This is a genomic window from Ensifer sp. NPDC090286 (assembly GCF_044769565.1).
Lineage (GTDB): Bacteria > Pseudomonadota > Alphaproteobacteria > Rhizobiales > Rhizobiaceae > Ensifer.
The window spans coordinates 76,541-101,420 of sequence record NZ_JBIVYF010000011.1 but is presented as its reverse complement, the minus strand read 5'-3'; the positions used below and the strand labels follow the sequence as shown (position 1 = coordinate 101,420).

General features: G+C 62.5%; 20 protein-coding genes and 5 pseudogenes. 3 read left to right on the top strand and 22 right to left on the bottom strand.

The window, feature by feature from the left end; genetic code table 11:
* Positions 1-85: 85 nt before the first annotated feature.
* From ACIQUG_RS33485 to ACIQUG_RS33450, 8 genes and pseudogenes are all read right to left on the bottom strand, one after another.
* Positions 86-718: pseudogene (locus ACIQUG_RS33485) on the bottom strand (ArdC family protein); the annotation flags it as partial.
* A gap of 292 nt (positions 719-1,010) precedes the next feature.
* The gene (locus ACIQUG_RS33480) at positions 1,011-1,598 is read right to left on the bottom strand and encodes a hypothetical protein (RefSeq protein ID WP_043617694.1); all 588 of its coding nucleotides are present in this window, start codon (positions 1,596-1,598) and stop codon (positions 1,011-1,013) included.
* A gap of 394 nt (positions 1,599-1,992) precedes the next feature.
* Entirely contained in the window at positions 1,993-2,406 is a 414-nt protein-coding gene (locus tag ACIQUG_RS33475; protein WP_402326669.1) for an SANT/Myb-like DNA-binding domain-containing protein, read from the bottom strand.
* 100 nt (positions 2,407-2,506) lie between these two features.
* Positions 2,507-2,716, bottom strand: a pseudogene (locus ACIQUG_RS33470) (hypothetical protein); the annotation flags it as partial.
* A 55-nt stretch (positions 2,717-2,771) separates the two neighbouring features.
* A pseudogene (locus ACIQUG_RS33465) lies at positions 2,772-2,867 on the bottom strand (DUF7007 domain-containing protein); the annotation flags it as partial.
* Entirely contained in the window at positions 2,864-3,154 is a 291-nt protein-coding gene (locus ACIQUG_RS33460) for a hypothetical protein (protein WP_402326668.1), read from the bottom strand. The pseudogene ACIQUG_RS33465 and the gene ACIQUG_RS33460, both read right to left, overlap by 4 nt.
* On the bottom strand, positions 3,151-3,627 hold the full coding sequence (locus ACIQUG_RS33455) for a hypothetical protein (RefSeq protein ID WP_043617697.1): 477 nt from the start codon (positions 3,625-3,627) through the stop codon (positions 3,151-3,153). The genes ACIQUG_RS33460 and ACIQUG_RS33455 overlap by 4 nt, the downstream gene beginning before the upstream one ends.
* A 96-nt stretch (positions 3,628-3,723) precedes the next feature.
* Positions 3,724-5,481: a ParB/RepB/Spo0J family partition protein gene (locus tag ACIQUG_RS33450; protein ID WP_402326666.1), complete on the bottom strand. Its 1,758-nt coding sequence runs from the start codon at positions 5,479-5,481 to the stop codon at positions 3,724-3,726.
* A gap of 367 nt (positions 5,482-5,848) precedes the next feature.
* On the opposite strand from ACIQUG_RS33450, the gene ACIQUG_RS33445 reads away from it, so the two are divergent.
* Together ACIQUG_RS33445 and ACIQUG_RS33440 are read left to right on the top strand one after the other, a co-directional pair.
* Positions 5,849-6,115 carry a type II toxin-antitoxin system ParD family antitoxin gene (locus tag ACIQUG_RS33445; RefSeq protein WP_043617856.1) on the top strand — a complete coding sequence of 89 codons (267 nt, stop codon included), beginning with the start codon at positions 5,849-5,851 and terminating at the stop codon, positions 6,113-6,115.
* A pseudogene (locus tag ACIQUG_RS33440) lies at positions 6,112-6,424 on the top strand (type II toxin-antitoxin system RelE/ParE family toxin). Before ACIQUG_RS33445 ends, ACIQUG_RS33440 begins: the two are co-directional and overlap by 4 nt.
* 26 nt (positions 6,425-6,450) lie before the next feature.
* Here the strand turns inward: ACIQUG_RS33440 and ACIQUG_RS33435 are convergent.
* The 12 genes and pseudogenes from ACIQUG_RS33435 to ACIQUG_RS33380 form a co-directional block, all read right to left on the bottom strand.
* Positions 6,451-11,547: a DEAD/DEAH box helicase family protein gene (locus ACIQUG_RS33435; RefSeq protein WP_402326665.1), complete on the bottom strand. Its 5,097-nt coding sequence runs from the start codon at positions 11,545-11,547 to the stop codon at positions 6,451-6,453.
* Positions 11,548-11,662: 115 nt separating this feature from the next.
* Positions 11,663-12,064 (bottom strand): annotated as a pseudogene (locus tag ACIQUG_RS33430) (DUF3085 domain-containing protein).
* 14 nt (positions 12,065-12,078) lie between these two features.
* On the bottom strand, positions 12,079-12,684 hold the full coding sequence (locus ACIQUG_RS33425) for a DUF1419 domain-containing protein (RefSeq protein ID WP_402326664.1): 606 nt from the start codon (positions 12,682-12,684) through the stop codon (positions 12,079-12,081).
* Between the two features lie 124 nt (positions 12,685-12,808).
* Positions 12,809-13,813: a DUF3991 and toprim domain-containing protein gene (locus ACIQUG_RS33420; protein WP_402326662.1), complete on the bottom strand. Its 1,005-nt coding sequence runs from the start codon at positions 13,811-13,813 to the stop codon at positions 12,809-12,811.
* A 165-nt stretch (positions 13,814-13,978) separates the two neighbouring features.
* Positions 13,979-14,155: a hypothetical protein gene (locus ACIQUG_RS33415; RefSeq protein ID WP_043617703.1), complete on the bottom strand. Its 177-nt coding sequence runs from the start codon at positions 14,153-14,155 to the stop codon at positions 13,979-13,981.
* Positions 14,156-14,509: 354 nt separating this feature from the next.
* The gene (gene pepT / locus ACIQUG_RS33410; protein ID WP_402326660.1) at positions 14,510-15,733 is read right to left on the bottom strand and encodes a peptidase T; all 1,224 of its coding nucleotides are present in this window, start codon (positions 15,731-15,733) and stop codon (positions 14,510-14,512) included.
* A gap of 59 nt (positions 15,734-15,792) precedes the next feature.
* The gene (locus ACIQUG_RS33405; protein ID WP_402326659.1) at positions 15,793-17,028 is read right to left on the bottom strand and encodes a CapA family protein; all 1,236 of its coding nucleotides are present in this window, start codon (positions 17,026-17,028) and stop codon (positions 15,793-15,795) included.
* 95 nt (positions 17,029-17,123) lie between these two features.
* Entirely contained in the window at positions 17,124-18,878 is a 1,755-nt protein-coding gene (locus ACIQUG_RS33400; protein ID WP_402326658.1) for a dipeptide ABC transporter ATP-binding protein, read from the bottom strand.
* Positions 18,875-19,750, bottom strand: coding sequence for an ABC transporter permease (locus ACIQUG_RS33395; protein ID WP_402326657.1), 876 nt, complete (start codon positions 19,748-19,750; stop codon positions 18,875-18,877). Before ACIQUG_RS33395 ends, ACIQUG_RS33400 begins: the two co-directional genes overlap by 4 nt.
* A gap of 11 nt (positions 19,751-19,761) precedes the next feature.
* Positions 19,762-20,739, bottom strand: a complete 978-nt coding sequence (locus ACIQUG_RS33390; RefSeq protein WP_402326656.1) for an ABC transporter permease — start codon at positions 20,737-20,739, stop codon at positions 19,762-19,764.
* A 6-nt stretch (positions 20,740-20,745) separates the two neighbouring features.
* The gene (locus ACIQUG_RS33385) at positions 20,746-22,350 is read right to left on the bottom strand and encodes an ABC transporter substrate-binding protein (protein WP_402326654.1); all 1,605 of its coding nucleotides are present in this window, start codon (positions 22,348-22,350) and stop codon (positions 20,746-20,748) included.
* A 130-nt stretch (positions 22,351-22,480) separates the two neighbouring features.
* A complete protein-coding gene (locus tag ACIQUG_RS33380) occupies positions 22,481-22,999 on the bottom strand; it encodes a hypothetical protein (RefSeq protein ID WP_402326652.1) in 519 nt (172 codons plus the stop codon).
* A gap of 139 nt (positions 23,000-23,138) precedes the next feature.
* Here ACIQUG_RS33380 and ACIQUG_RS33375 point away from each other — a divergent pair, with 139 nt between their 5' ends.
* Positions 23,139-23,408, top strand: a complete 270-nt coding sequence (locus ACIQUG_RS33375; protein WP_402326651.1) for a helix-turn-helix domain-containing protein — start codon at positions 23,139-23,141, stop codon at positions 23,406-23,408.
* Between the two features lie 211 nt (positions 23,409-23,619).
* Here the strand turns inward: ACIQUG_RS33375 and ACIQUG_RS33370 are convergent, their stop codons facing one another.
* Both ACIQUG_RS33370 and ACIQUG_RS33365 read right to left on the bottom strand, forming a co-directional pair.
* Complete coding sequence (locus ACIQUG_RS33370) at positions 23,620-24,120, bottom strand: thermonuclease family protein (protein WP_402326649.1); 501 nt, start codon at positions 24,118-24,120, stop codon at positions 23,620-23,622.
* A complete protein-coding gene (locus ACIQUG_RS33365) occupies positions 24,120-24,878 on the bottom strand; it encodes an SOS response-associated peptidase (RefSeq protein WP_402326647.1) in 759 nt (252 codons plus the stop codon). The genes ACIQUG_RS33370 and ACIQUG_RS33365 overlap by 1 nt, the downstream gene beginning before the upstream one ends.
* Positions 24,879-24,880 lie beyond the last annotated feature (2 nt).

Sequence of the window (24,880 nt, the reverse complement as noted above, 5' to 3'; positions counted from 1 at the left end):
CAGACCGCAAGCGTTCTTATGCCGAGATCCTTCGCCGAAAACATGGCTTATTCCTCGCTCCGCGCGGCATAATCCGGAACCCGGCATAATGGGTGGCCTCATGGCTGAGCGTCGCATAGTAACTTGGCGCATCCCGGAAGCTCTCGAACAGTGGCATCTGGATGTGGTCGCTGGAAGGGGCAAAGAAGGCCTGGTTTCCGCCGTGGCGGATGATCGCGCCAGTGCTGCGGAAAAAGCGATCGGCGTGCTCGAGCCGTTCGACGGGATCGATCATAGGCTCCGGTCTATGATGATACCGCTCCGGCAGGCCGTCGATCTGCTCTACGTTGAAGACCGTGTACGCTTTCAAGAAGGGGATATCCCGGTCGACCTCACCACCATTGCCATCGGCTTCGGTCTTGGTAAACCGGCTGGCGAAAACGACGGTCGACCCGGTTTCGCCCTTGCGGACTGCCGCGCCCAGTTCGAGCCCCTGCTTGAACGTCATCCACATCGGCGACGAAAAGCCGCGCGCCATGCCTTCCGACCATAGCAGCAGAACGTTGACGCCCGAGTAGGGTTGTCCGTTGCTTCTTAGCGGACGCGTGATCCGCTCTCGCATGTTCCGGTCGTGCCAAGGCTTCAGCCATGGTTTGACGCCACGGGCCAGGTCATCGACGATCCGATCGGTAATCCGGCTATAGATGTCTGCACGTTGCGCTTCTTGGCTTTTGCTCATTTTTCCATACCTCCGTTTACGAGACAGCGCCGATCGCGGCCCGTCACGGCGGTCCGAAGGACGGGCTGAGGGGATGGCGCACGCTGGTCAAGCGCCGGAACGTCAGTGGAGGAGGGCAACGCCCTTGCGCCTGAATTCCCGACCCCGGCAGGACCGAAGCCGGACGGGTCCGCGATGGCGGTAAGCTGGCAACCTTCCTTCATTTGCCTTCGACACGCGAAAAGTCGGCTCCGGGGGCCAGCCATCGATCGGAAAGAGAAGAAATGGCGGGGCCGAAGCCCCGCCGTTGCGGTCAGTCGAAGGCGGCCATCTGCGCTGCCGCCGCCTTGCGGTCGATCGACTGACCGGGATTGTCGACCGGGCGGTCGAAGGGCTTCCAGACCTCGCCGACGATATGCTCGTAGGCAGCGACGGCGCCTTCCGCGGCCATCCGGAGAGAATGGGCCTGGACGCCCATGTCGGCCGCGAATTCACGTTTGCGCTGGGCGGCGCTGTCATATCCGACCGGACCGTCGAGATCCTCGTCGCGGACGTCATTGGCCGCCTTGGCGGTGGCGTCGCGTGCCTCTGTGACGGCGCGGGAGTAGAACTGGCCGGCGCCATGCGCGGACCCGACATAGGCGCCGACGATGCGCTGGAGGTGGATCTGCATCGCCCGCTCGCCGAGGCCATCGGAAAGGCTGTCGGCCGTCTCGATAATCAGGCGCTCGTGCAGTTCACGGATCCCGTCGCCGTCGATCACCGCCGTGCCGAAGCTTTCAGCTATCAGCATCGCCTGGGCGGCATCCGGGCAAGTCAGCCGGACCATTTCGATGGTGGCGCCCTTTCGAAGCTGCACGACGCGGGCGGGCTGGCGGGACTGGGTTGCGGGCTTGGCCATGAGCTGTTCCTTTCAAGGTTTCCTCCGAAGCGGTTCCGGCCCTTGCCGGTCTGCCCCCTCGGTGCGGTCAAAAGGAGCCGGCGGAAGACGGGCGTTTCAGGGTCCGGGCCCGCCAAGACGAGCAAAGCCGGGATGCGTGCAAGCAGGTCATCTTGACCTCGCGAAGCACGCGGCCCTGCTTTTGAGAGGACGGCGCGGTCCGGCCGCCCCGCGGCGCGATAGCGGCCTTGAAACGGACGGCCGCCGGTTCAGACCGCAGCAAATCCGAAGGGGAGGCGGGCAAGGAACTGGTCCGCAGGGAACTCATTGAACAGGAGGGCCTAGGCGCGCCGCAATCCTCTGACGCCGCCTGATGCGAGCAACCGCTGGAAGAGCGCCACTGCGCGGACCAGGCTCACACGCGACCGCCAGGGAGGCGCTCCCGGCATTTGGGATTGCAGGGGCTGGCCTGGACGCGGAAGCGCCGACCGACGGAACAGGTTTCCGGTGCGTCCGGCTGGTGATCCGAACCCGTCGTTTCCTCAGGGCGTGGCTTCGGCAGACGATAAGCGTGAAGCCAGGACGGACCATGGGAATTGCGCAGGCGACGCAACGTGCCACCGTCGTCATAGGGCGGACCGCCCATCCAGACACGGTTCAGGATGCTCTTCCAACGAGAGCCGTGCTTGACGACATAAGCCTGGATGACCTGTTCCTCCTCTGCGGTCAGAGGCGGCAGCTTTTCAAGTTTGGGCCGCGTTGTTGCCACCTTGCTGGCTGCGGTTGACGTCGCCTCCATTTCGGCAATCAGCCTGTGGAGCTCCGCCACACCGGCATTCAGGCATTCGGCCGCCTCGAGATGATGGAACTGGATCCAGAACGCTGTCCGGTCCCGATGCCCGCCCGTTGCTCGAGTTCGCCTATCGTGCTCATGAGCGTCCCTCTGCCATTGAGCTCCCACTCCCGCCCTCTGCGGGTCGCGGAAGCCGCCGGTGGCGGGCCCGGAGAGCCGCGAAAGCAGCGTCCTGCCGCGAAAGTTTGCGCGTAAGCGCGTCGACCTACGGCTGGCGCTCGGCGGACAGCGCCGCGAGATTGGCGCGATAGCGTTCGAGGAATGTGCCTGAGGCCGGCCCCGTACCAGCCACCGTCTGCCCGCAACATCGGATGGACGGCGGCGTTACGCGCGACCGAGAGTTTGAAGCCGCCATGCCCAGCTGTGGTGTGGGAGACGATTCCGTCGGCATAGACGGTGGCACCCTGAGAGGCGCCCCAGGGCGTATTGCAATTCATGCGGACAGAACGGCGAGCGAGAGCTTGAAGCTCGCGGCAATGTACCGCCTGTTCAAATATGCGGTTTCGGAAGGCCGCTTCGTCTTCAACGGAACCATGATGCGAATAGTGGGGTCGCGACACGCGCCACGCGCTGGCGAGGAATAGCGGTTATCCCGCGCCGGCACCATGGCGAAGACGAGGTCGCCGACGCGCGCAACAGGCATTGCGTCGACACTCTGGGCGAACTCCACCCCTAAAGGCTTAGGGGTGGAGTTCGTGGAGGGTTGCGAGAGCGGACTGTTCATGCCGCCGCCCTCCCTTCGACATGATCGGCGGCAACCTCGTCGGCAGTCACTTCGTCGAGCACCGCGTGGGGATAGCCGTGCCGGGTCAGCCATTCCTCGGCCGCTGGCCGATTAGGCGCTACGTAGACAAGCTCGGCATTTGCGCCGGGGCGATCGAAGACGCGGAACGATCCCGGCGCCGGGCGTTCGATGACCTTGAACGATAGCTCGCTGTCGAGCGAGAAGGTCCGGTGGATGCGAAGGGCAATCACGCCGCCCGCGCCAAAGTCGCCCTCGTGAAGGGTAAAATCCGGTGACAGGCTGACACTGCCGACGCCGCGCTTTCCCTGCTTGCGGATCAGCCGGCCCTTGCTGTTGCGGTATTTCCAAGAAGAGAGTTTCTTGTTGTGGCGCTCCGGCGGCCGCGGCGTACCGTCCGACCAGGCGACGATGGAGCCGATCGAGGCGAGATCATAAATCAAGGACGCAGACATGCGCTTTCTCCTTCATGTTTTGCGGATGATGAAAACGAATGCGCCGCCGGTGATGGCCGGCGGCGCGATTGAGGGAATGAGTGTTAGAGGAGGGGACTACTCCGCAGCGATCCCGTAGGCGGTTTCGTCCTCATCCGAAGCGTAGCTGTCGCGTACGTTTTGCGGTTCTCCGAACTGATCGACGCCCGGATCGGCTGCGTCGGACGCGGAGGCATCGTCCTCGGTGTCCGAGCCACCCGCAGGAACATCATCGCGACCGTCGTCGAGATGGTCGGCATGCTTTATCAGGTCGGCGACGTCCTTCGGGTTCGGCGAGAAGAAGGCCACCGGGTGTACGAACTGGACGTCCTTGAAGTGGTCGACGAGCGCCGCGCGCGTCTCGCGCACACGGGGACGGGGATGGATACTCGCCTCCTTCGCCGCCGCCTCGAGCGCCTGGCGCGACAGGCACACGAGAAAGTCTTCCGTGCCCATGTTCGGCAGGAAGCCATCGGCGCCGATCGCTTCGCCGGCGATGCGCGAGACCACACCGCTGTTCGAGATGTTGCGCCTGCAGGAGAAGACCTCAATCAGTATCGAACGGGCGGCGACTCGAACCGTCTCCATATCGAACGACAGCCTGCCATCTTCGGAGAAGAGGCGGGCGGCGTGACGTTGCATGCGCTTCGTCCCGAACACGTTGTCGTTGCTGCCCGAGTCGACGCGAACGTTTTGCCCGGAGAAGGCGAGCACGAGCAAGGCCATCAGCATGTCGTCGGCGATCGGCGCCCGGCCGAGCGCCTCATGAAGCGCATCGGTGCGGAAATCGCCGATCATGTCCTGGCCCTTCTGCGTGACGTCGGGGCGTGCCTTCGACGCCGAGATTGCCTCGTCGTCGACTCCAGCTGGGCTCTCTGCCGATGTGCCGGCCTGCCCATTCAGCTTCCTGGCTTCCGGCATCCGGTAGTGGACCGCTTGCACCTTGCCCTCGCGATCGAGATACAGGGCGGTGCTGTCGCCCTTGCCGCCCTTGCCGTAAACACGCTCAGCCTTCCTGGGCAGTTCCGGCTGGCCATAGTTGTTGACCTCGACAATCGCGCCCTTCTTCGGCAGGTTGATCGTCATCCACTCCTGCTGGGCGCCGAGGTAGGCTTCGACATTGGTGGTGTAGCGGCTGTCCTCGTCGGCCGGGGCGAAGAGATCTTCCACCCACTCGATGCCGTAGGCCTCCCGCAGATCGTCGCCAAAGCTGGCATCCTTGGCGTACATCCGCTTCTTCGAAAGCGCGCTGGCAACCGACCACCACGGCGCCGTGTCGCCCTTCCTGGGCTTGTGCGCCTTCCATACTTCCCTTTGCTCATCGAGCGTGGCGGCGGCGATGGTGCGCAGCTGTTGCTCGGATGGCATGTCACCCTTCGCGATGTGATCCAGCATGGCCGGTAGGACGTTGGCGAGCACCCGGAGTTTGCGGATCTGCCGCACCGGCAGAGTGAGGGCGGCGGCGATGGCCTCCTCGGTCCAGTCGAGCGCGACGAGACGTTCGATCCCCCGCCATTGATCGACCGGGTTCAGCGGCTCACGAGCGATATTCTCGACCATCGAGCGCATGGCGCCGTTGTCGTTGGCGGCCTCCACCACCAGCACCTCGATCTCCTCGAGGCCGGCGGCGACAGCCTGGCGTCGACGGCGATGGCCCGCCTCGATGATGAAGCAATTACCGCCGTCGCGCTCGGGGAAGACAACCGGCGGCTGGATGACGCCGACGGCCTTGATCGTCGCCAGCAGCAGTGCGTCTGACTGCGGCGTCGATTTCGACTGGCGCGTGTTGTCGGGATTGTCCTTGAGCGCACGGGGATCGACCTTCATGAGATACATGGGATGCTCCTTTTCCCGGATCTGGGATACGGCGTCTGCCGATCCTTCCTGTCTTCATTCTTTCCTGAAGACACCTTCCGGACCGTAGAGCGGGCGGCCGGGGGCAACTGCGGTCGAGCATCACTGCCGCGAAGGAAAAGCGGGGCTGATAGCCCTGCGAAGGACGAGTGGCCGGGATGCGGAGACGGCGGTTGAGCGGAAGCGGCGACCGGCAGACCGATCTGCGAGCGGGGTTTCCCTCCCTTTATCTTCCATTTCTTCTTCCTGTTTCACCGCTTACAACTGGAATGCGGGTGATTGCGACGAGGATAGATAACAGTTGATAAGATGCCTACCTTGCCTTCCATTACATTCGATGGAGACAAGCGTGATCAGTGCCGATCTCGGAAAGCAGCTCGAAAGCTACATTCAGCAACTCGTCGACACAGGCCGCTATGGTTCGAAAAGCGAAGTCCTGCGGGAAGGTCTGCGACTGGTCCAGGACCGCGAGACCCGTCTTGCGGCGCTGGATGCGTCCATCACGCGCGGCATTGCCGATGCGGATGCTGGCCGAACGAAGCCGGCGAGCGATGTCTTCGATCGACTCGAGGCCAAATACAGTGCGATGGCTGACAAGGCCGACAAATCGGCATGATCCTTAAGTTTTCCTACGAGGCGGAAAACGATCTCGAGCAGATCGCCGATTACATCGCTCAGGACAATCCCCGGCTCGCCCTGTCATTCGTCCGGGAGCTGCGGAGCAAGTGTGAGAATCTCGTCGATAGTCCGAACGGCTTCGCCCTCGTCCCCCGGCTACGAGCACCATGGTATCCGTCGGCGCGTTCACGGCAACGACCTGATCTTCTACCGCGTCGAGGGCACGAAAGTGGTCATCGTCCATGTCCTGCATGGCGCCACCGACTTGCCATTCTGTTCGCTGATTAGTTTGGGCCGGTCGATCTAAGGCGATTGGGCGCTCTAGTAGCCGAGCTAGGCAGTCATCTGCATCTCAACGTCATCGCGGGCGGTTTGCGCCAGCGCCTCATCGACCTCCCGCAGTTGTCGGCGTTTGTCGGCCAGTTCCCCCGCAAAGGCGAACGCAGCACCCTCGCGCGAATGATAGGAGGCAAGGCGCTTATGTGCGTCTTGCAGCCGTTGGCGATAGCGATCCTGCTCGCCGTCAAAACCATCAAGCGCGTGTTCGAGCCGGGCGACGGCGCCGAGCGGCGTCACCGTCACCGGCAGATCGATCTCTTGGGTCGCACCGGTGCGCTGGAGGAGCGTCGTGTAGTGATAACCGTCACCCTTGCCGAAGCGTTCGCCCTGGAACACGAGATCGAAGCCTCCGATCGAGGCGATGACGATCTCGCCCTCCTGCTGGAGCCGAACAAGGGTGAGGGTTTCCTTCATCAAGGCGCGACCGGCGGCTTTCCGCTCGTCGAAAGGCTCACCGACGACGGTGACGGCAAAGGCGTCAGCCGCAGTCGGAACAAGGCGCTCGATGTCTTTTCCGATTTCCGCAATCCGCCGCTTCGAGATCTCGATATCGCGTTCGGCGTCACGGATCTGCCGGCGCACAGCATATTGATCGTCGTCATGGGCGGCGCGCAACCGTTCGAGACGCGCGATGTCCGCCTCGAGACCCGCCCTCCGCATCAACCGCTCGTCGCCGCTCGCAATCGCCTTGGCCATCGCAAACTGATTGGCCGCCCCGTCGCCGAGATCTTCGAGCCGGCGGATGGAGGTGTCACCGGAAAGTGCTGCCGCAATGAAGCGGGCCTTGCGTTCGTTGTTCTGCCACATCGAGGCATCGAGCGAGCCTTGCGTGGCGTAGGCGAAGATATCGATTTCATCGTGCTGATTGCCCTGGCGCACGATCCGGCCCTCGCGCTGTTCGATCTGTGACGGCAACCATGGGACATCGAGATGATGCAACGCCTTGAGGCGAAGCTGCGCATTCACGCCCGTCCCCATCGTTTCGGAAGAGCCGATCAGGAAGCGGACCTTGCCGGAGCGCACGTCGCCGAACAATCTCTGCTTGGCCTCCGTCTTTTTGTAGTCCTGCATGAAGGCGATTTCCGAAGCGGGAACGCCCAGGCGGACCAGCGCGTCCCTGATCCAGCGGTAAGCCGAAAAACCTCGGCTCTTCTCGACATTAATGGTGCCGAGATCGGAAAAGATCATCTGCGCCGCGCCGGGCAGATCGAATGGTTTGCCGTCCGGACGGAGATAGATGCTCTGTGAGGTCTCCTGCCAGATGCGGTAGGCATTCTGGACGAGCAGGTTGAGCTTGTTGTCCGGTTCGTTGTCATTGTCCGCATCGATCAGGCGGAGATCGATTGCCGCATGGCGCCCGTCGGTGATCACGGAAAGCAGGATATCGTCGCCGGGCTTTGCCGGTCCCTCGCGCATCTCGATCGCCTTGATGCGGGCGTCGAGGATCGTCTGGTAGTTCCTGAAGGCCTGGGTCGGCTTGGCCGTCAGGATCTGCCGCCGGCCTGTCGAAATATTGGGCACCTTGACGTATTCGCGGAGATCGTCCGGCATCACCACGTCGGCGAAGGACCGAAACATCGCGATCAGTTCCGGCACGTTGACGAAGCTCGCGAACCGGCTGACCGGCTTGTATTTGCCGGAAGGCTGGATCTCCAGTTCCGTCGTGGTGTCGCCGAAAGTCGAGGCCCAGGCATCGAATTCGTGCAGCCCGCGCTCGCGCAACGCGCCGGCCCCGAGCAGCCGCTGCACCGAGAACATCTCGCCGAGCGTGTTGGTGATCGGCGTACCGGAGGCGAGCACGAGCGCGCGCCCCGGATTCCTGGTTTCGATGAAACTCGATTTGACGTAGAGATCCCAGGCGCGCTGCGAGCCGTTGGGATCGATACCCTTGAGTGTCGACATGTTGGTCGCAAACGAGAGCTTGCGGAATTCCTGCGCCTCGTCGACCACGATCTGGTCGACGCCGATTTCGGAAATTGTCAGCAGATCGTCCTTGCGGGTCGACAGCGCCTCGAGCCGTTCCTTGAGGCCTTCCTTGAGCCGCTCCAGCCTTTTCCTTGAGACTCGATCCTCGCCGTCGACCTTGGTGAGCAGGTCCTCGTAGAGTTCGAGCTCATCCTGGATCATCTGCTGTTCGAACATTGACGGGACCGCGATGAACCGGAACGCCGAATGGGTGATGATGATCGCATCCCAGGTCGCCGTTGCCGCCCGCGACAGGAAGCGGGCGCGCTTGTCCTTCGTGAAATTCGTCTCGTCGGCGACGAGGATGCGGGCATTTGGGTAGAGCGCCAGAAACTCCCGAGCGGCCTGGGCCAGGCAATGCCCGGGGACGACCAGCATCGCCTTTGCAATCAGTCCAAGCCGACGTTGCTCCATGATGGCGGCAGCCATCGTCATCGTCTTGCCGGCGCCGACGGCGTGGGCGAGATAGGTCGAGCCGGCCGAGATGATCCGCCAGATACCGCGTTTCTGGTGCCCATAAAGAACAAAGGTGCCGGAAGCGCCCGGGAGTTTCAGATGAGAGCCGTCGAACTTTCGAGGCGCGATATTGTTGAAGCGGTCGTTGTAGGCCCGCGCCAGCCGGTCGCTCCGATCGGGGTCCGTCCAGACCCAGTTCTGAAACGCTTGCTTGATCTTCTGCAGCTTGTCGCGCACGGCCTCGGTGTCGACGACGTTCAGGACCCGTCGCTCGCCATCGGCGTCCTTGAAGACGTCGAAAATCTGCGGCACTCGGCTGTTCAGCGCATCGGCGAGCAGCTCGCCGGCGTGACGGCGATCGGTGCCCCACTCGGATGTGCCGGCGGCCGTCCAACCGAGCCGCCGCGCCTCGACGCTCCACGAGCCGAGTTCCGGCATGTGGTGGATTTTGATCTCAGCGTCCATCGTCTCGTGCACGAAGTCGACGATATCGGTTGCGGGGATCCAGGGTGCGCCCAGCCGAGCGGTGATGTCGGACGGGCGGAGATCGGCGGGCTGCACCGCCCGGAGCGCCCCGACATTGCGCTTGTAGGCGGCATCGAGCGCGGCGGCCGCTTCTGCGACGCCGAGCTTCGTGCGCACAGCGCCGGAGAGATAGGCGTCCGAGGTTTGCCAGGAGCCGTCGGCCGGATCACGAAAGATCGTGTCCCCGAGCGCATCGAGAACCGCATCCGTGTCGCAATGCAGAAGCTCGGCGATATGATCGAGGTCGACGCGTCCGCGCTCGTTCAACACGACGGCCAAGGCATCGGCCGCGGAGGTGATGATCGGCGGGGGAGGTGGTGCGATGACGCGTTCGGAAAAGATCGGACCGGGCCTGGCGGTGTCGGTTTCGAGGTCATAGTCCTCAATGGAGGCGACCAGCCAGCAATCGGGATCGTCGCGGAATGGCTGCAGGTTCGGCTGGCGATGGGTTTCGCGCACCTCTCCGGTTTCGGGGTCCTCGGTCGCTGAGACGGTCGTATGGTTGATCGGCCCGAAGTCGCGGACGAATTTCGACCAGGCGATGCGTAGCCGCACTTGGCAGTCCCGCCATGGACGATCCAGCTCCTGAGCCTTCAGGACGTCGCGCATGGCATCACGGATCGGGATCAGCTTGCGGATGAGGCGGACATGCTTTTCCGAAATTCCCTCGCCGCTTCGGGCCTTGCGAACCTGCACCGTGACCTGTTCACCGTCGACGACCTGCATGAGACCATGCCGGACATCGATGAAATAGCTGCCCTCGCGCACCTTTGCATTGTCGGGACGAAGATCGACGATCTCGCCGAGCTCGTTCTCCAGATCGATGTCGATGGCGGTCGGCTCGCCATCATAAAGGCCTTCCGGGAGAAGACCGATGGCTGCCTTCAGCGCCGCATCGAGCTCCTCGCCGGCGCGTGGCCGGCACGTATAGGTCTCGCCGAATGGACCTGAAGTGAGGGCATGATCGCCGAGCACGAAGTCGGGATGCCGCGCGAACCACCGGTTCACGCGGATCGCGCCCTCGTCGTCGACAGCCGGCCGAACCTCTTCCAGGTCGAGCCACGAAAGGTTGCTTTCCGGTTCGCCTGTCTTTCGCTTGCGAAAGAAGAGGATGTCGACCATGACGTCCGTGCCGGCGTCACGCCGAAAACTGCCTTCGGGCAGACGGATTGCCGCGATCAGGTCAGCGGACTTGGCAATATGCTCACGTGCAGTGCGATCCGCCTTGTCCATCGTGCCGGCGCTGGTGACGAAGGCGGCCAGGGCGCCCGGCTTTAGGAGATCGATCGATCGGGCGATGAAGTAATCGTGCAGCCGGAGACCGAGCGAACGATAGCGCCGGTCGGAGCGAACCGTCCGATCGGAAAAAGGCGGGTTGCCGATCGCAAGATCGTAAATCGCATTGAGGTCAGTGCGTGCGAAATCGCCGTTGATGATGCGTGCCTTCGGCTGCAGCAATCGTGCGATGCGGGCCGTGACGGGATCGAGCTCGATGCCGGTGACGTAGCTCACATCGCGATACTGTTTCGGCATCAGCGCCGGAAACAAGCCCGTTCCGATGCCCGGATCCAGCACGCGGCCGCCGCGCCAGCCGAGGCGTTGCAGGCCCCTCCAGATTGCCCGGATGACAAATTCGGGGGTGAAGTGGGCATATTGCGTGCAACGGGCGAGCGATGCGTAATCGCCATCGCTGACGGCCGATTGCAGCGAACTGCCGAGATCGTCCCAGCCTGTGCGAAAGTCGGCTTCCCCCGGCCGTCGGAACATGCCGTTCGCCAGTTCGCCGGCGCCGAAGCCGGTGAACCGGATCAGTCTCGCTTGCGCTTCCGGAGTTGCAGGCAAGTCCAACTTCTCGAGTTCATTGGCCGTGAGGATCGCCGCGACATTGATCCGCGCCCGCTCTTTCCAGGTCGCGGCGAGCGCGCGATCCCCGCCGTCGAGGTAGAAGTTGGCACGCTGACCGTGCTTTCGCGGGAACGAACGCCTGGTTGCCGACAGGGCCCGCGCGGGCGCAGGAGAGGACGGGGTTGGGTCGGGCTCGTCGTCATTGGCGGCAAAGCCGCCGAACGCGCTGACGCCAAGACCAAGTCCCGACGACAATGCGCTGCTGCCTGATATATCGAAGGTGAAGGGGTCGTTGCTCATCGAAAGCTCCTTGTGAGCGCGCGTCATCGAGCCGCCGCAAGAGCAGTCGAGGGAACGCGAAGAGGTGGAAGGTGCCTCCGCCTGCATCGGCGGCGCGGCTATCGTCGGCCGAGCGCTAGTCGCGCCCGATCAAAATCCGTTGCATCGTGTCCCCCGCGAAAGCGATACGGAGATGTGTGGCATTGGGGCTTGCCGCCATCATCGCCTCCAGATGGCCGGCATCGAGGAAATCGACACCGTCGTCACCGCCGAACGTCCGGCGCTTGGCCTCGAATCAGTCGTCGTTGGTGGCCGGATTGCATTCCTCGGCATGGATGACGAGGGGTTTCTGGCCGCCGGCAAGCTTGCCGTTCGACAGAAGATAGACCCCATGATCTCCGACCCGCCAAAGACCCGGCTGCTCGTCCTTGCCAGGCTTCAGTCCATAATAGGGGTTGCGAAAGCCGCCATTGGCTTCGCCATCGGCCCGGCCGCGCGCGATTGCTTCGCGCGCAGAAGCAAGCGGAAAGGTGCGCATGGCTGCCCCCCCCCTCAAGCTGCGATCGGCGAGGGGCGATGGCGTAGTTGCACCGGCAGCTTGGCGGCAATCTCGTCGTCGCTGAGGTCTTCCAGGAGCTTCAGAAACGTGCCGCCTTTCCCGCCGTAGAGCATCACCGTGCGCTTGCCGCGCAAGGCCTGTGGCCAGCGCTCGCCGGCATAGCCGCGATAGTCGTCCGCCGTGCTGCTCCAGATATGCTCGAGGCGCTCCTCGCGCGTCATGGCGCGGATTGGCCGGCTCTCACGTTCGATGATCGCAACGCGCATGGCTTCGACGGAAGACTGATCGGAAAGGTCGCAATAACCGTGGAAAAATCGGATCGCCTCGTCGATCCGGAGCGCGAAGAAGACACCGGTGACCGAGCCGGTGAGGTACTCGCGCATCGCGAACAGCGAGCCGCGGATCCAGAGCGGCCGCAGGATTTCGAACATATAGTCGTGCTCGGCCTCGCCGATCTCGAACCACTCGCCGGCGTAGAGCGGCGTGGCATCACCTTCCCACCGGTTCAAACGATGGGCATGACGGTCAAACATTCGAAACATCTGCTGGCGGCTTGCGACGCCCTGGAAAACCTTGCGGATTGCGGGAGATGAATTCATTTGCGGCTCCTTCGGAGTTTCCGGACTGAAGCGCGACCGTGCCCTTACGACCTTGCCATCCTCTTCAGTCCTTCATGACCCCTCCGAGCCGCCGGCATCGCGGTCGCCGGGGTCAAGGGCCGGCCTAAGCCGGGCGAAGCCTCCCTTGATGCTGACGGCGCGCATGCGGCATGCCTCCTCCTTCTTTCCTCTCCCTCTTTTCCTTTTCCCTGATCTTCAGAACCTCGTTCCAATCGTCCGCGGGCGGGCGAAGCCGGGTCCAGTCACAGCCCACATCGTCAGCAAGCGTCCGCAACCGGTCGGCAAACATATCGCCCTGCGGATTGCCGTCCGTCGCCGCAACCACCTGGACACCAGGCCCCGCGGCCAACGCCCGCAACGCTGTCTCCGTGGTCGGCGACCATCCGCCGCCGGTGCTGAGATAGACCGTGCCGTCGCGCAATCCCTCGATCGCCGCAAGACTCATGGCGTCGATCGCAGCTTCCGTGACAGCCAGGCGGGACGCGCGATCCGAGCCGAACCGGAAAAGAACCTTCATTCCTGCAGAGGCAAAGCCCCGGTATTGCGGACCGCGCGCCTCCCAACCGGTCAATACCCCTGCATGGTCTCTATGCGCCGCCCACATGCTACCTTGCGGACCTTCCCGCAGAAGGTCCGCTTTGATCGCCGTTTTGAGCAAGAAGGCAGGTAGGCAACGCTCAGCATTGAGGTAGCGCCATGTCGCCGAACCGGGCCAGGGACGGCGGCGAGCCTGCCAACGATCGAGAAGCGAGAGGTAACCTCTCTCGCCATCCTTTACCGACTGCCACTTCGGCTGCGTGATCTGAAACCCGACGAGATCCGCGACCCGCGCGGCGCCTCCGACAAAGCCGACATGATCGAGATGTTCGACGAGCCGAAACACATCGCCTTTCGCTTCGGATAGAGGATCGAACCATCCACGCCCCTCATGGGTGACGATGATGATCTCGCTATCACGGCGGAACTTGACCGCTCGCCGCGTGCTCTCCTTCGCGTCTATCGCAAACCCGGCATGCTCAAGCACTGCGGCACAGCTGACCTGCTCGCGCAGCGCTTCTATCTCTCTTCTCTTCATTTTGCCTCCGATCGCGCGGCGATCGGCCTCCATGATCCTTGCCTACCCGTCCATTCGCGGACATCCTTCAGCGGGCCCCGAAGAGCAAAACCGCAAGGGCGCGAGCGCGCAATTGTCGGATCATGCAAGCTGGAATTGCCCGCGGCAAAGCATCCCTTGCGGCCTGCCGCTCGCAAGGGGCACCAGAAGGGGGCCGGCTCAATGAGCCGGCCATGGATGAAATTCATGGATGACCTCGAGATCGTCGCTTGCGTCGATCTCGTCAGAGGGCAGAACGCCATATTGACCGTCGACTTCGAAGACGGTGACCGGAACCATCAGGTCGCGTGAGAGCTGGAAGGCGTGGGACTGTGCGAGGACAAGATCGTGCGACATCTCAAGAGGCTCCATCTGGGAGCGGGCCAATTCCCGCTCGATGGCTCCAATGAAGGCCCGGGGACGGGCGCGATCACCGCGAAGGCGAAAGCCGAAGCGGCCGCAGCTTTAGCTAGCGGACCCTTCACGGGTTGATCGTGGAAGATCCGGAGCTGGGCCAGGACGCCATCACCGACAAGCGGGATTGGAACGCTCCCAATTGAAGACCCGGCTCAGCACGACCGTCGTTCTCTCGCACCGTTGCCGCGACAGTCACCAACCAAATGAGGCCAAAGCTCGGCCAGCGGGTCACGCTCGATATCGTTTAATCTCCTTCGCCCTGGTTGTTTTGAGGCGACAGATCCGGTTATGCTCTTAAGCCCCCGCCGCCAGCCGACAAATCCCCATTGCCACCTCGAACGACTGTTCAAACGCCGGTACCGGCAGGAACTCATAGCGAGAGTGGAAGTTATAGGCGCCGGTGAAGAAGTTCGGTGTTGGAATGCCACGCGCCGAGAGCACGGCACCATCGGTTCCGCCGCGCATCGGGATGAGCTTCTTCTCGATCCCAAGTTCGTCCATGGCCGTGAAGAGCAAGGAGACCGCCCGATCGTCCTTAGCCAAACTGGTGGCGATGTTTCGATAGGTCTCAGAGATTCGGTAGCGGACGTTGCCGCTGGGGTAGCTTAGACGGATCCGCTCCGCGACCTCAGCGATCCGCCGCTTGCGCTGATGGAACCCATCGGTGTCGAAGTCTCGGATCAGGCAGGTGAGTGTCGCCTCGCTGTCATTGGCGACGAGATGCTTGAACCAGAAGAAGCCCTGGCGATCCGCGGTGTGTTCCGGCGTGTCGTTGCGGTCGAACTGGGCCATGAACTCGATCGCCATCGTCAGCGGATTGACAAGATTGCCCTTGGCCGACATCGGATGGGCACTGACACCGGTAAAGACGATCTCGGCAGACGCTGCATTGAAGGTCTCGTGCACCACTTCGCCCAGCTCGCAGCAGTCGATCGTATAGGCAAAGTCGCAAGGAAACCGAGTGAGATCGAGCGCCTTGGCGCCACGTAAGCCGATCTCCTCGTCAGGCACGAAGGCGACGAAGAGGTCACCGTGTTCCATCCCATCCAGCCGTCCAAGCAACGTCATGATCACCGCGATCGCCGCCTTGTTGTCGGCGCCGAGCACACTGGTGCCATCACTGACGATAATGTCCTCGCCCTGCCAGCGGGCGATCTCCGGATGGTCGGCGACCCGCAGCCAGATGTCTTCCTCGGCGTTCAGGCAAAGGTCCTTGCGGTCGAAGCGCAGGATTTGCGGCCGGATGAAGGGCGACAGCCCGACATCGACGGTGTCGAGATGGGCGATAAAGCCGATCGCCGGCGCGTCGGGACGGTTACCGCGTTTGACGCCAGTAACGATCGCGTGTGCGTCGACGAGCACGTCCTCAACACCAAGCGCCCGCATCTCCTCAGCCAAAAGGGCCGCGAGGGTCGCCTGACCGGGAGAGGAGGGCAGGCATAACGCCCGGCCATTGCTTTGGCTTTCGATCGAGGCATAGCGGAAGAAACGGCTGATCAGTTCCTGACGAACGTCCATGATGGTCCTCACGTGGGAGATGCGGGCCGCGATGACTTCGGCCCGTCAGGATGGGCCGGCTAGAGCCGGATAATGCCGACGCTATCGGAGATCTGGATATCGGTGCCGAGCCCAGCCGATTGCTTCGCAAGCCGCGCTAAGACCCGCTCAGCACCGGCGCCGGTTACAAGATGGGGCGCCAGGCGCCGCTCCAGCACGCCGTCCTCTAACGCTTGTTCGCCACCGATGACGACCGGATGCAGCCTGATCTCGATCAGACGGTTGTCAGCGTCGAAGGTCGGTGCCGCCACGACACTCTCCCAGACCTCCGGCGCCGTCCAGGTCGACTTCTCGGAGCGCACATGGAAGATGAAGTTGCCGAGGCTGTAGAAGATCGGCCGGCCGCGATAGATCTCGATCGGCTGCAGCACCGGCGCACCGTGGCTGACGAACAGCGACGCGCCCGCATCGATGCAGGCGCGGGCGACACCACTCACCCAGCCCGGCACCTGATACCAGTCGGACGCCCAATGATGATGGTGCAGATAGGCGACCACCAGCGATCCATCTTTTGCTGCAGCGGCGATGGCAGCGAGGTTCCTCTGAAGATCCACCGCATCGATGTTCACACTGCGGCCGCAGCGCTCCGACCGTCGGAACACGGCGCGGGCAAGGGCGATCTCGGTCTGCGGATCGAGCTCTGGACGATCGTCCGGCTGGCTGTCATTGGCGAGATCGATCGCGGTGTAGCCGACCTGGTCGCGAATGGCGGCCAAGTGTTCGAATGCCGGACCATCGACCTCGATCCTCTGGGTAATGCCGAGCCGATTGACGCCGGGACGGGCGGGGCGGTTGGCGTCGCCGTCGGCAGCATACATGAAGTCGGGTCCGGGACCGCCGTCCATCGCAACGATGGCAACCGGCCGTCCGGATACCGTTGCACGGCTCGCTTGAGAGACCTCGCCCTGATCTCGACCGAGACCCGCATGCAGGAAGCCACGTTTCTCGACCTCTTCCAACGTCGAGAGCACGCCTGACGGACCGAGGTCGAAGGCATGATTGTTCGACAGCGACAGCGCGTCGAACCCGATACCCTGAAGGCAATCGAGCACGACTGGATCGCTGCAGCCGAAGAACGAGCCTTTCAGCGGCCAGCCACCGTGACGCCCAAGGATCGTGCCTTCGAAGTTGGTGAAGGCGAGATCGGCTTCGCGCAGCAGTGACTGTACCTTGGCGAAGGCCGGGGTGCTGTTGCCGCGGATGTCGTGCTTGATCAGTGATTGACCGGTCAGGGCAAAGGTGAAGCGTTCTTTCATGCGATAACTTTCTATGGCCATTGCGGCCAAGCGTTCGGGGATTGGGATGACGGGTGCAGCGGGCGCACCGACCCGTCCTGGAAGGTGAGCGTCTCTCAGCATGTGAAGCGCTCGGGTCGGGCGGCAATCAGGCTGCGGGTATAGGCATTGCTGGAACGCGAGAAGATGAAGTCCGAGGATCCAAAATCTTCGACCCGGCCGTTCTTGAAGATGTAGACCGCGCTGCACATCGTTTGCACGATCGCGAGATCATGGGAGATGAACACCATCGTCATGTCCGTGTCAGTGATGGTCTCCTTCAGCAGCGTGACGATCTCGGCCTGCACCGAGACGTCGAGGGCCGAGGTCGGTTCGTCCGCGACGATGATCTGAGGCTTGGCGAGCAGCGCGCGAGCGATGCAGACCCGCTGCTTTTGACCCCCGGACAGCTGATGCGGATGGCGCGACGACAGGCTCCGGGCAAGACCGAGGCGATCCATCATCATAGCCGCCGTCTCGGCAATCGGCTTGTCTCTGGAGCCAGCCGCCGCACCAAAGCGAATGCTTTCCTCAAGCGTCTCGGCAATGGTCATCCGCGGATTGAGCGAGACGGACGGGTCCTGGAAGATCATCTGCACCCGGCCAAGAAGACCGCTGCGCCGGCCGCTTGCGGCCGCCTCATAGCTTTGCTCGCCGATCACAATCCGTCCGTGATGGGCGCTGTCGAGACCGGCGAGGATGCGGCCGAAGGTGGTCTTGCCGCTGCCGCTCTCGCCGACGATGCCGGTGATCGTGCCACGCGGCAGGCGGATGCCGACATCGCTGAGACCGAAGCTCGGCCGTTTGCGGCCAAGTCCCAAGCCAAAACCGATGCCCTTCGGAGAGAACGCTTTCGAGATGCCTTCAGCTACAAGCAGCGGGCGCTCTGCATCATCGGGGACACGAGAGCCGTCCGGACCATCCCTGTCTGCCACCTTGTCTTCGGCCTTGGCCACCTGCGGCGGGATGCGCAGTCGTGGAACGGCGGCAAGCAGCTTGCTTGTATAATCATGGCGTGGCTGATCGAGGATGATGGCTGTCTCATCCGCCTCGACCACCTGGCCCTTCTTCATGACCAGCACCCGGTCGGTGATCTCGGCGATCACCCCCATGTCGTGGGTGACGAGAATGACCGAAACACCGGTCTCATCGACGAGTGTTCTCAGCAATTGCAGCACCTGCTTTTGCACCGTGGCATCCAGCGCCGAGGTCGGCTCGTCGGCGATGATGATGTCGGGAGCGCCGGCAAGAGCAATCGCGATGACGATGCGTTGTCTTTGGCCACCGGAGAACTGGTGCGGGTAGTTGCCATAGCGCCCCTCCGGCTCGGGAATGCCGACACGCGCCAGCAGCTCGATGGCCCGGGCGCGGGCTTCGCGTTTCGATAGCGATGGATCGACCGCAAGGCAGGTTTCCGCAACTTGCGCACCAACGCTCATCAGCGGATCGAGTGAAGCGGTGTGATCCTGGAAGATCGCCGAGATCCGCTTTCCCCGAAGCGCCTCGCGCTCGCTGGCGGTCATGCCCTCCAAAGCCTTGCCGTCGAAGCTGATCGTTCCCGAGGACTGCTGGAACTCCGGCGCAAGCAAGCCGAGGATGGCGTTGCCGACGGTCGACTTGCCAGCCCCGGACTCGCCGATGATGCCCAGGATCTCGCCACGTCCAAGATCGAAGCTGACGTCGCTGAGGATCGTCGTCGGGCCGGCGCTAGAGACATGGCGAAGGCCGAGGTTCTCGACCCGCAACAAGGGGAGTGCTGGCGGCGAAGAAGGCACTGAGGAGGATAGAGGCAACGTCGGTTGCAGGATGGTGTTTACGTGTTCCACTGTCATCGCGTCTGGTTCCTTGGATCGAGACTGCGGCGAACGTCCTCGCCGATGAGATTGATGGAAGCGATCAGGCCGAAGAGGGCGAGACCCGGAAACAGGCTGATCCAGTATTGGCCGGTCATCAGGTACTGGAAGCCGTTGGCAACGGCGGAGCCGAGCGAGGGCTTGTCGATCGGAACGCCCAAGCCGAGGAACGACAGCGTCGCCTCCAGCGCCACTGCATGGCCGACCTCGATCGGGATCAGGGTGATGGCCGGTGCGATGCTGTTGGGTAGCAGGTGACGGAAGATGATCCGTGATTTCGGCAGCCGCATCAGCCGGGCCGCATCCATGTAGGGCTTCTTGACCTCGCTTAAGGCGACGCCACGGGCGATGCGGGCATAGGTCGCCCATTGCACGATGACCAGTGCCAGGATGATCCGGTCGATGCCCGGTCCAAGCGTGACGATGGCAATCAGCGCAATCAGGATGGTCGGCAGGCTGAGCTGCAGGTCGACGAGCCGCATGATGACGACATCGACCCATTTGCCGAAGTAGGCAGCACTCACCCCGGCGGTCAGCCCGATCAGGGCGGCAAGTGCTGAGCTGACGATCGACACCACCAGGCTGATGCGCAGGCCATAGAGAATGGTGCTGACGATATCGCGGCCGAGGCCGTCGGTTCCAAGCAGATAGAGATAACCGCCGCTGCCCATGGTTCCCGGTGGCGAGGACGCCTCCCAGCCGAAGATCTGCAAGGGATCGTATGGGTTCTGCGGTGCGATCAAGGGTGCTGCAATGGCAACCAGCACGTAGCTCACGAGCAGGATTTTGGACAGAGTGAGCACCGGTCCGCGTCGCGGCTTCTTAAAGGCGCTCAGGATTTGGGCTTTCATGACGGTCCCCTTCAAGAAGACAGGCGCACGCGCGGATCGAGCACGGCGTAGAAGAGATCGACGAGGGCGTTGAGTCCGACGAAGGCGACGGCGATGAAGGTGAGGGTCGCCATCACCACTGGGCGATCGAGCAACTGGATCGAGTCGATCAGAAGCTTGCCGACGCCCGGCCAGGAGAAGATCGATTCCACCACCACGGCAAAGGCGAGCATGCCGCCGAACTGCAGGCCGATGATCGTCACGATCGGCACGCTGATGTTCGGCAATGTGTGACGCATCAGGATCCGTTGCGACGACAGGCCCTTGGCGCGGCAAAACCGGGTAAAATCCTGGCTTTCGACCTCGATCGTGCCGGAGCGCGACAGCCGCGCGATCAACGCGATGTTCGGAATGGCGAGCGCCAGCGCCGGCAGCACGAGGTGCCAGAGCCCGTTGAGGGTGAGCCAGCTCCAGTCCTCACCGAGAACACGCACTGTTGCCCCTCTGCCGCCGGACGGGAACCAGCCCGTCAGGATGGCGCCGACGAGGATCAGCATCATCGCCAGCCAGAAGGAGGGGATGCTCAGCGCCGAGACGCTGCCGTTGAGCAAGGTCCGATCGAACAGCGTGCCGACGCGCCGACCGGCAAGAAGTCCGAGCCCGGTGCCAAGCGGGGCCGCGATCAGCATGGCGATCGTGGCAAGTTCAAGTGTCGCCGGCAGTTTGCTCATCACCAGGGTGAAGGCCGGCTGGTGGTAGATGTAGGAGGTGCCGAAGTTGCCGCTGACGACATTGCCGATGAACACCAGGTACTGGCGCCAGATCGGCTGGTCGAGACCGAGCGCGATGGTGGCTGCTTGAATGTCCTCGGGCGTGGCAGTTTCGATGTTGACGACGTTGAAGACCGGATTGCCGACGCTGTGGATACCGATAAAGCCGATCAGCGACATGGCGATGAGCAGCAGGAAGGCTTGTGAAAGCCTTCCGAACACAACTGAGATCATGCCCATCAGCGCTTACTCCGTCGCAGCTAGCGTCTGCATCGCCGTCGTCCAGCCGCGCGGATGCATGACGTAGGAGCCGATGCGCGGGCCGTAACCGACGATGTGGTGGAAGTGGTAAAGCGGGATGATCGGCTGGTCGGCCATCACCAGCTCCGTTGCCGAAGCCAATGCCGCATTGCGTTCCGGTCCGACGGCAATGCTCTCGGCCCTGGTCAGCATCTCGTCGAAGGCGACATTCTGATACTTGCCGAAGTTCAACGCACCGGTTCCGCGGTCCTTGTTCGGTGAAGCAAGCAAGGCGCGCAGGATGATGTCGACGGCCTCACCGGAGGTGCCGCCATACCAGACGGCGTAGTCGCCGCTAGCGCGTTTGGTGTTGAACACCGAGAACGGCGCTGTCGAGGGCCGGGCGTTGATACCGATCCGGGCCCAACTTTGGGCGATCGCCTGCAGGCTTTCGGCGTCGCCGGGATAGCGCCCGGCCGGCCCGGCAAGAACCAGATTGAATCCGTCAGGGTATCCGGCCTTGGCGAGCAGCGCCTTGGCCTGCTCAAAGTCTGGCGCCTCCGGCAGAAGCTTGGCCGACGTGCCGGGCAGGCCGGTCGGAAACACCTGTGAGGCGGCGGTGCCATAACCGGCAAGGATCTTGTCGGCGAGAATGCCGCGGTCGGTGGCAAGCGCCAGCGCACGCCGGACCTGCGGGTTCTTGAACGGGTTGGCGATCGGTTCTCCCGATTTGTCGGTTACTCCGGGAAGGGTGTCGCGGGCCACATCGAACTGGACGAAGTTGATGCGGGCGGCACCGACGCTGGCAATCCAGGCGCCGCGCTGCTTCAGACCGTCGACATCACGGGCGGGAATAGCGTCGGCGACGTCGACCTCACCGGTGCTTAAGCCCGCCACCCGGGCGGCCGGGCTCTCGATCACTCGGAACGTAACCTTCAGCCAAGCAGGCTTGCCGCCCCAGTAGGCGTCGTTGCGAACAAGCCTCAGGTTCTCGCCGGAACTCCAGCTCGCAAACTTGTAAGGTCCGGTGCCATTGGGCGCGGCGCCGGAATTGAGCGCTTCGGTGGTCTCAAAACCGTCCGCCGGCTTGTTCATTATGAAGATCGAGGAGAAGGTGAGCGGCAGGGTCGGCGCCGCAACATTGGTCTCGATGACCACCGTCAGCGGATCGGGTGCAGAAACCGCCTTGATGCCGCTGACAGACGAACGAAAGCCGCCGCTTGGGGGCTTCAGGAAATCCCGGATGCGCGCGATCGAATAAACGACGTCCTCTGCGTCAAAAACTGAACCGTCATGGAAGCGCACGCCGTCGCGGAGCTTGAACTCCCAATGCGTGGAGGAAAGTGCGCGCCACGAACTGGCAAGGCCGGGCTTCAGCTCGAGACCCTCGTCCTGATACACCAGTCGCTCATAGATATGCGAGAGCAGTGAGGTGTTCTCGTTGAGGTTGGCGTAATGCGGATCGAGCGTCATCAGCTTGTAGGAGGTGGCGATGCGCAACTCACCCTGTTCCTGAGCCAGGGCCGGCGTCGCGGCCAACGATGCGCCGAGCGACACGGACAGGAGAAACGCCGGCAACAGGCGCTTACGAAAAAGTCTTCCCAGTTTCATGTGCGGTTCCTTGTTGTTTTTGACAGAGTCAGAGGCTCGCGCCGAAGGGGCTTCGGCGCGGGGTCATTCGTGGATTGTTTGGGCCCCGGGGCGGGGTGCCAGCGGGCCGCTTACGATGCGGCGAACAAGTTCAGCCGCTGAGGCGCGGCGAGGGATCAGCTGACGTGTCGATTTTCCGCAGATCAGCCAAGACGGTACGAATCTGCGGCCATGGTTCGTCGGAGCTATCGGGCGAAGGCTGGTTACGTCTCACGATCGCGTCGAGTTTGGCCGCAACACCAGCGATTGACGGCGCCGGCGTCAGCCATAAGGCTTGGGCGGCCAGTTCCTCCGCCAGCGCTGCGCGGTCCTCGTCCTCAAGGGCATCGTCGTAGACGCGGCGCCCATCACGCTCACCTGCCGACGAAAGCTTGCCTGAAAACAATGAGGTTTCGAGCTGTTGCTGATAGTGGGTTGATTCGCTCAGACGGTCCCATGCGGCACGCCAATTTTGCCAGGCTGCGACCGCCTGATCCTCGGTGCACCGTTCAAACCCTGAATCCCCATGGGCTGCAACCTGCGGATATGTGGGTAAACGCGCCGACACCGAGGAATGAAAGTCTCCTCGCGTGACCGTGGGCAAAGTTCTGCTATTGTCGGAATCAGCCATGATCCGAGCTCCCTACAGCTTGGTTGTGGTCAGGCTGCATTCGGTGTTCGCGCACCGGATGTAGCCGTCAGTTCCCTTGATGCCACCATTCGAGGCGGACTGAGTCTCAAGTATCGTCTAGGTAGCACACGAGTCCGGCTTGATCAATTCGAAATCACATGATGCCAATGAAATCACCGGCGCACAGATCCGTGCGGCTCGTGCTTTGCTCCGCTGGAGTGCGAAAGAACTTTCGAAAGCGGCCGGTATCGGCGTCGCAACCGTAAGCCGTGCTGAAGTCGAGGATGGAATTACATCTCTTACGAGTGCGAATATGAGAGCTATCCGGCTTGCATTGGAAGCCGCCGGGATTGAATTCATCACTGGAAACGGCGGTGGCGTGGGTGTTCGTTTCAAGGATAGTCGCTGAGGTCAGCCCTCATAAGGTGGCACGCTCTGGCCCAACAACTTACGTGCACAATCGTGTGAGAGGACTTTTATTTTTCCCAGCCTCTGTCATCAATGCACGGTCTGTGAAGTCGAACGCTCAGACGCCTGGTCTCTTCTTGCTTAGGCAAGAGGGGGCCTTTTTATTATCGCCTCCATTATAGCTGCCGCGACGCTGCGCAGCATCCATTGATTCAACATGCAGAGGTCTGCTTCGTACGCTGCCCCCGAGCTTCGCAAGGTTGCTGAAACTCACCCTGCCAGATGCCAAGCTTTCGTTTCCGCGCGCGCTCCTGAACAGAGGCGTAGGCGCCCGCACTGTAGCGCGTCCAGTCGACCGCGAATCCATTCGCAACGAGCCACTCATTGACCTTTAGGCCGTCGGCACGGAAGCAGACACCGACCAAGCGTTGGTACCTATCGCGGTCAACAATCTCGCAGCGGGCAGGTCTTGAAGCAGCCAGAAACCGGTCGAGCGCAAGAGCGGCCACCCTCCCGCACCGGTAATCGCCCCCAACGCCATCCTGGCATATCTGCCAACTCTCCGGCGAGTCGATGCCATTCAACCGTATGCGGGCGCCTGAGATTTCGATTGTGTCCCCGTCGATGACCGAGGCGCGGCCGATAACTGGCTCCTGGGCAATAGCCGCATCACAGCAGAAAAGCACTGCTGCGAGACCTACGATCCACTTCATCACAGCAGCAGCGCCTCGGGTGCAGCAATCTGCTTCGGCTGATCCGCCACGTCGACAATCTTAAGCATACCGTCAGCCAACGGACGCTGCAGCGTGCGGGCATCCTCCCAAGGCGCTTTAAGCCAGGTCTCTACCTCGTCTTTAGACGACAGGATCACAGGCATGGCTTTTGGGTGGATGGCTTTGACGAGGCTGTTAGGCTCCGTCGTGAGGAAGGCAAACAGGTCGAGGGTAACGATTCCTTCCTTGATCTTGCGAACGCTTGTCCAGTCCTTGAGCCAAATACCCGCGAAAAACATCAACGGCTCATCCGCGCTGCTGGCGAACCACGCGTTTGGCGTACGCCCGCCCTCCACTTTGCTTGCCGGATCCGGTTCAGCGAAGCGGGTGAGGGGAACGACGCACCGGTTCTGGACGGCAAGCCAGCGCTTCCAATGCTTGCTCGATGTATTGCGAACGTTGGTGGTGCCACCGTCCGGCTCCATTTTCAGGAGCTCGTCAAAGTCGACGTCCTTTCCCTTTGCCCTCAGCTTGTCAGCACGCTTCTTGGCCGCCTCAAACAGCGCTTGGCTCGATGAGGGCATTCCCCAGCGCGCCAGCGCGAGTTCGCGGCGATCCTCGTTGTTGCGAACGATCGGGGCATATTGGTCGGGATAGACGTCGATCGACGGCTGCAGGTTGCCGGCCAGATCGTGGGTAATGGCAACAAAATCTCGGATCGCCTGCTGGTTGGTCGTCAGATTATAGAGGTTGCACACGC

Bases quoted from the DNA above. Each gene is read 5' to 3' on its own strand.
- ACIQUG_RS33480 (WP_043617694.1), bottom strand. From the start codon at position 1,598: ATGGCCAAGCCCGCAACCCAGTCCCGCCAGCCCGCCCGCGTCGTGCAG.
- ACIQUG_RS33415 (WP_043617703.1), bottom strand. From the start codon at position 14,155: ATGTCGCACGATCTTGTCCTCGCACAGTCCCACGCCTTCCAGCTCTCA.
- ACIQUG_RS33425 (WP_402326664.1), bottom strand. From the start codon at position 12,684: ATGAATTCATCTCCCGCAATCCGCAAGGTTTTCCAGGGCGTCGCAAGC.
- ACIQUG_RS33380 (WP_402326652.1), bottom strand. From the start codon at position 22,999: ATGGCTGATTCCGACAATAGCAGAACTTTGCCCACGGTCACGCGAGGA.
- ACIQUG_RS33460 (WP_402326668.1), bottom strand. From the start codon at position 3,154: ATGAACAGTCCGCTCTCGCAACCCTCCACGAACTCCACCCCTAAGCCT.
- ACIQUG_RS33405 (WP_402326659.1), bottom strand. From the start codon at position 17,028: ATGAAAGAACGCTTCACCTTTGCCCTGACCGGTCAATCACTGATCAAG.
- ACIQUG_RS33385 (WP_402326654.1), bottom strand. From the start codon at position 22,350: ATGAAACTGGGAAGACTTTTTCGTAAGCGCCTGTTGCCGGCGTTTCTC.
- pepT (WP_402326660.1), bottom strand. From the start codon at position 15,733: ATGGACGTTCGTCAGGAACTGATCAGCCGTTTCTTCCGCTATGCCTCG.
- ACIQUG_RS33450 (WP_402326666.1), bottom strand. From the start codon at position 5,481: ATGTATCTCATGAAGGTCGATCCCCGTGCGCTCAAGGACAATCCCGAC.
- ACIQUG_RS33435 (WP_402326665.1), bottom strand. From the start codon at position 11,547: ATGAGCAACGACCCCTTCACCTTCGATATATCAGGCAGCAGCGCATTG.
- ACIQUG_RS33420 (WP_402326662.1), bottom strand. From the start codon at position 13,813: ATGGAGGCCGATCGCCGCGCGATCGGAGGCAAAATGAAGAGAAGAGAG.
- ACIQUG_RS33390 (WP_402326656.1), bottom strand. From the start codon at position 20,739: ATGGGCATGATCTCAGTTGTGTTCGGAAGGCTTTCACAAGCCTTCCTG.
- ACIQUG_RS33370 (WP_402326649.1), bottom strand. From the start codon at position 24,120: ATGAAGTGGATCGTAGGTCTCGCAGCAGTGCTTTTCTGCTGTGATGCG.
- ACIQUG_RS33400 (WP_402326658.1), bottom strand. From the start codon at position 18,878: ATGACAGTGGAACACGTAAACACCATCCTGCAACCGACGTTGCCTCTA.
- ACIQUG_RS33395 (WP_402326657.1), bottom strand. From the start codon at position 19,750: ATGAAAGCCCAAATCCTGAGCGCCTTTAAGAAGCCGCGACGCGGACCG.
- ACIQUG_RS33455 (WP_043617697.1), bottom strand. From the start codon at position 3,627: ATGTCTGCGTCCTTGATTTATGATCTCGCCTCGATCGGCTCCATCGTC.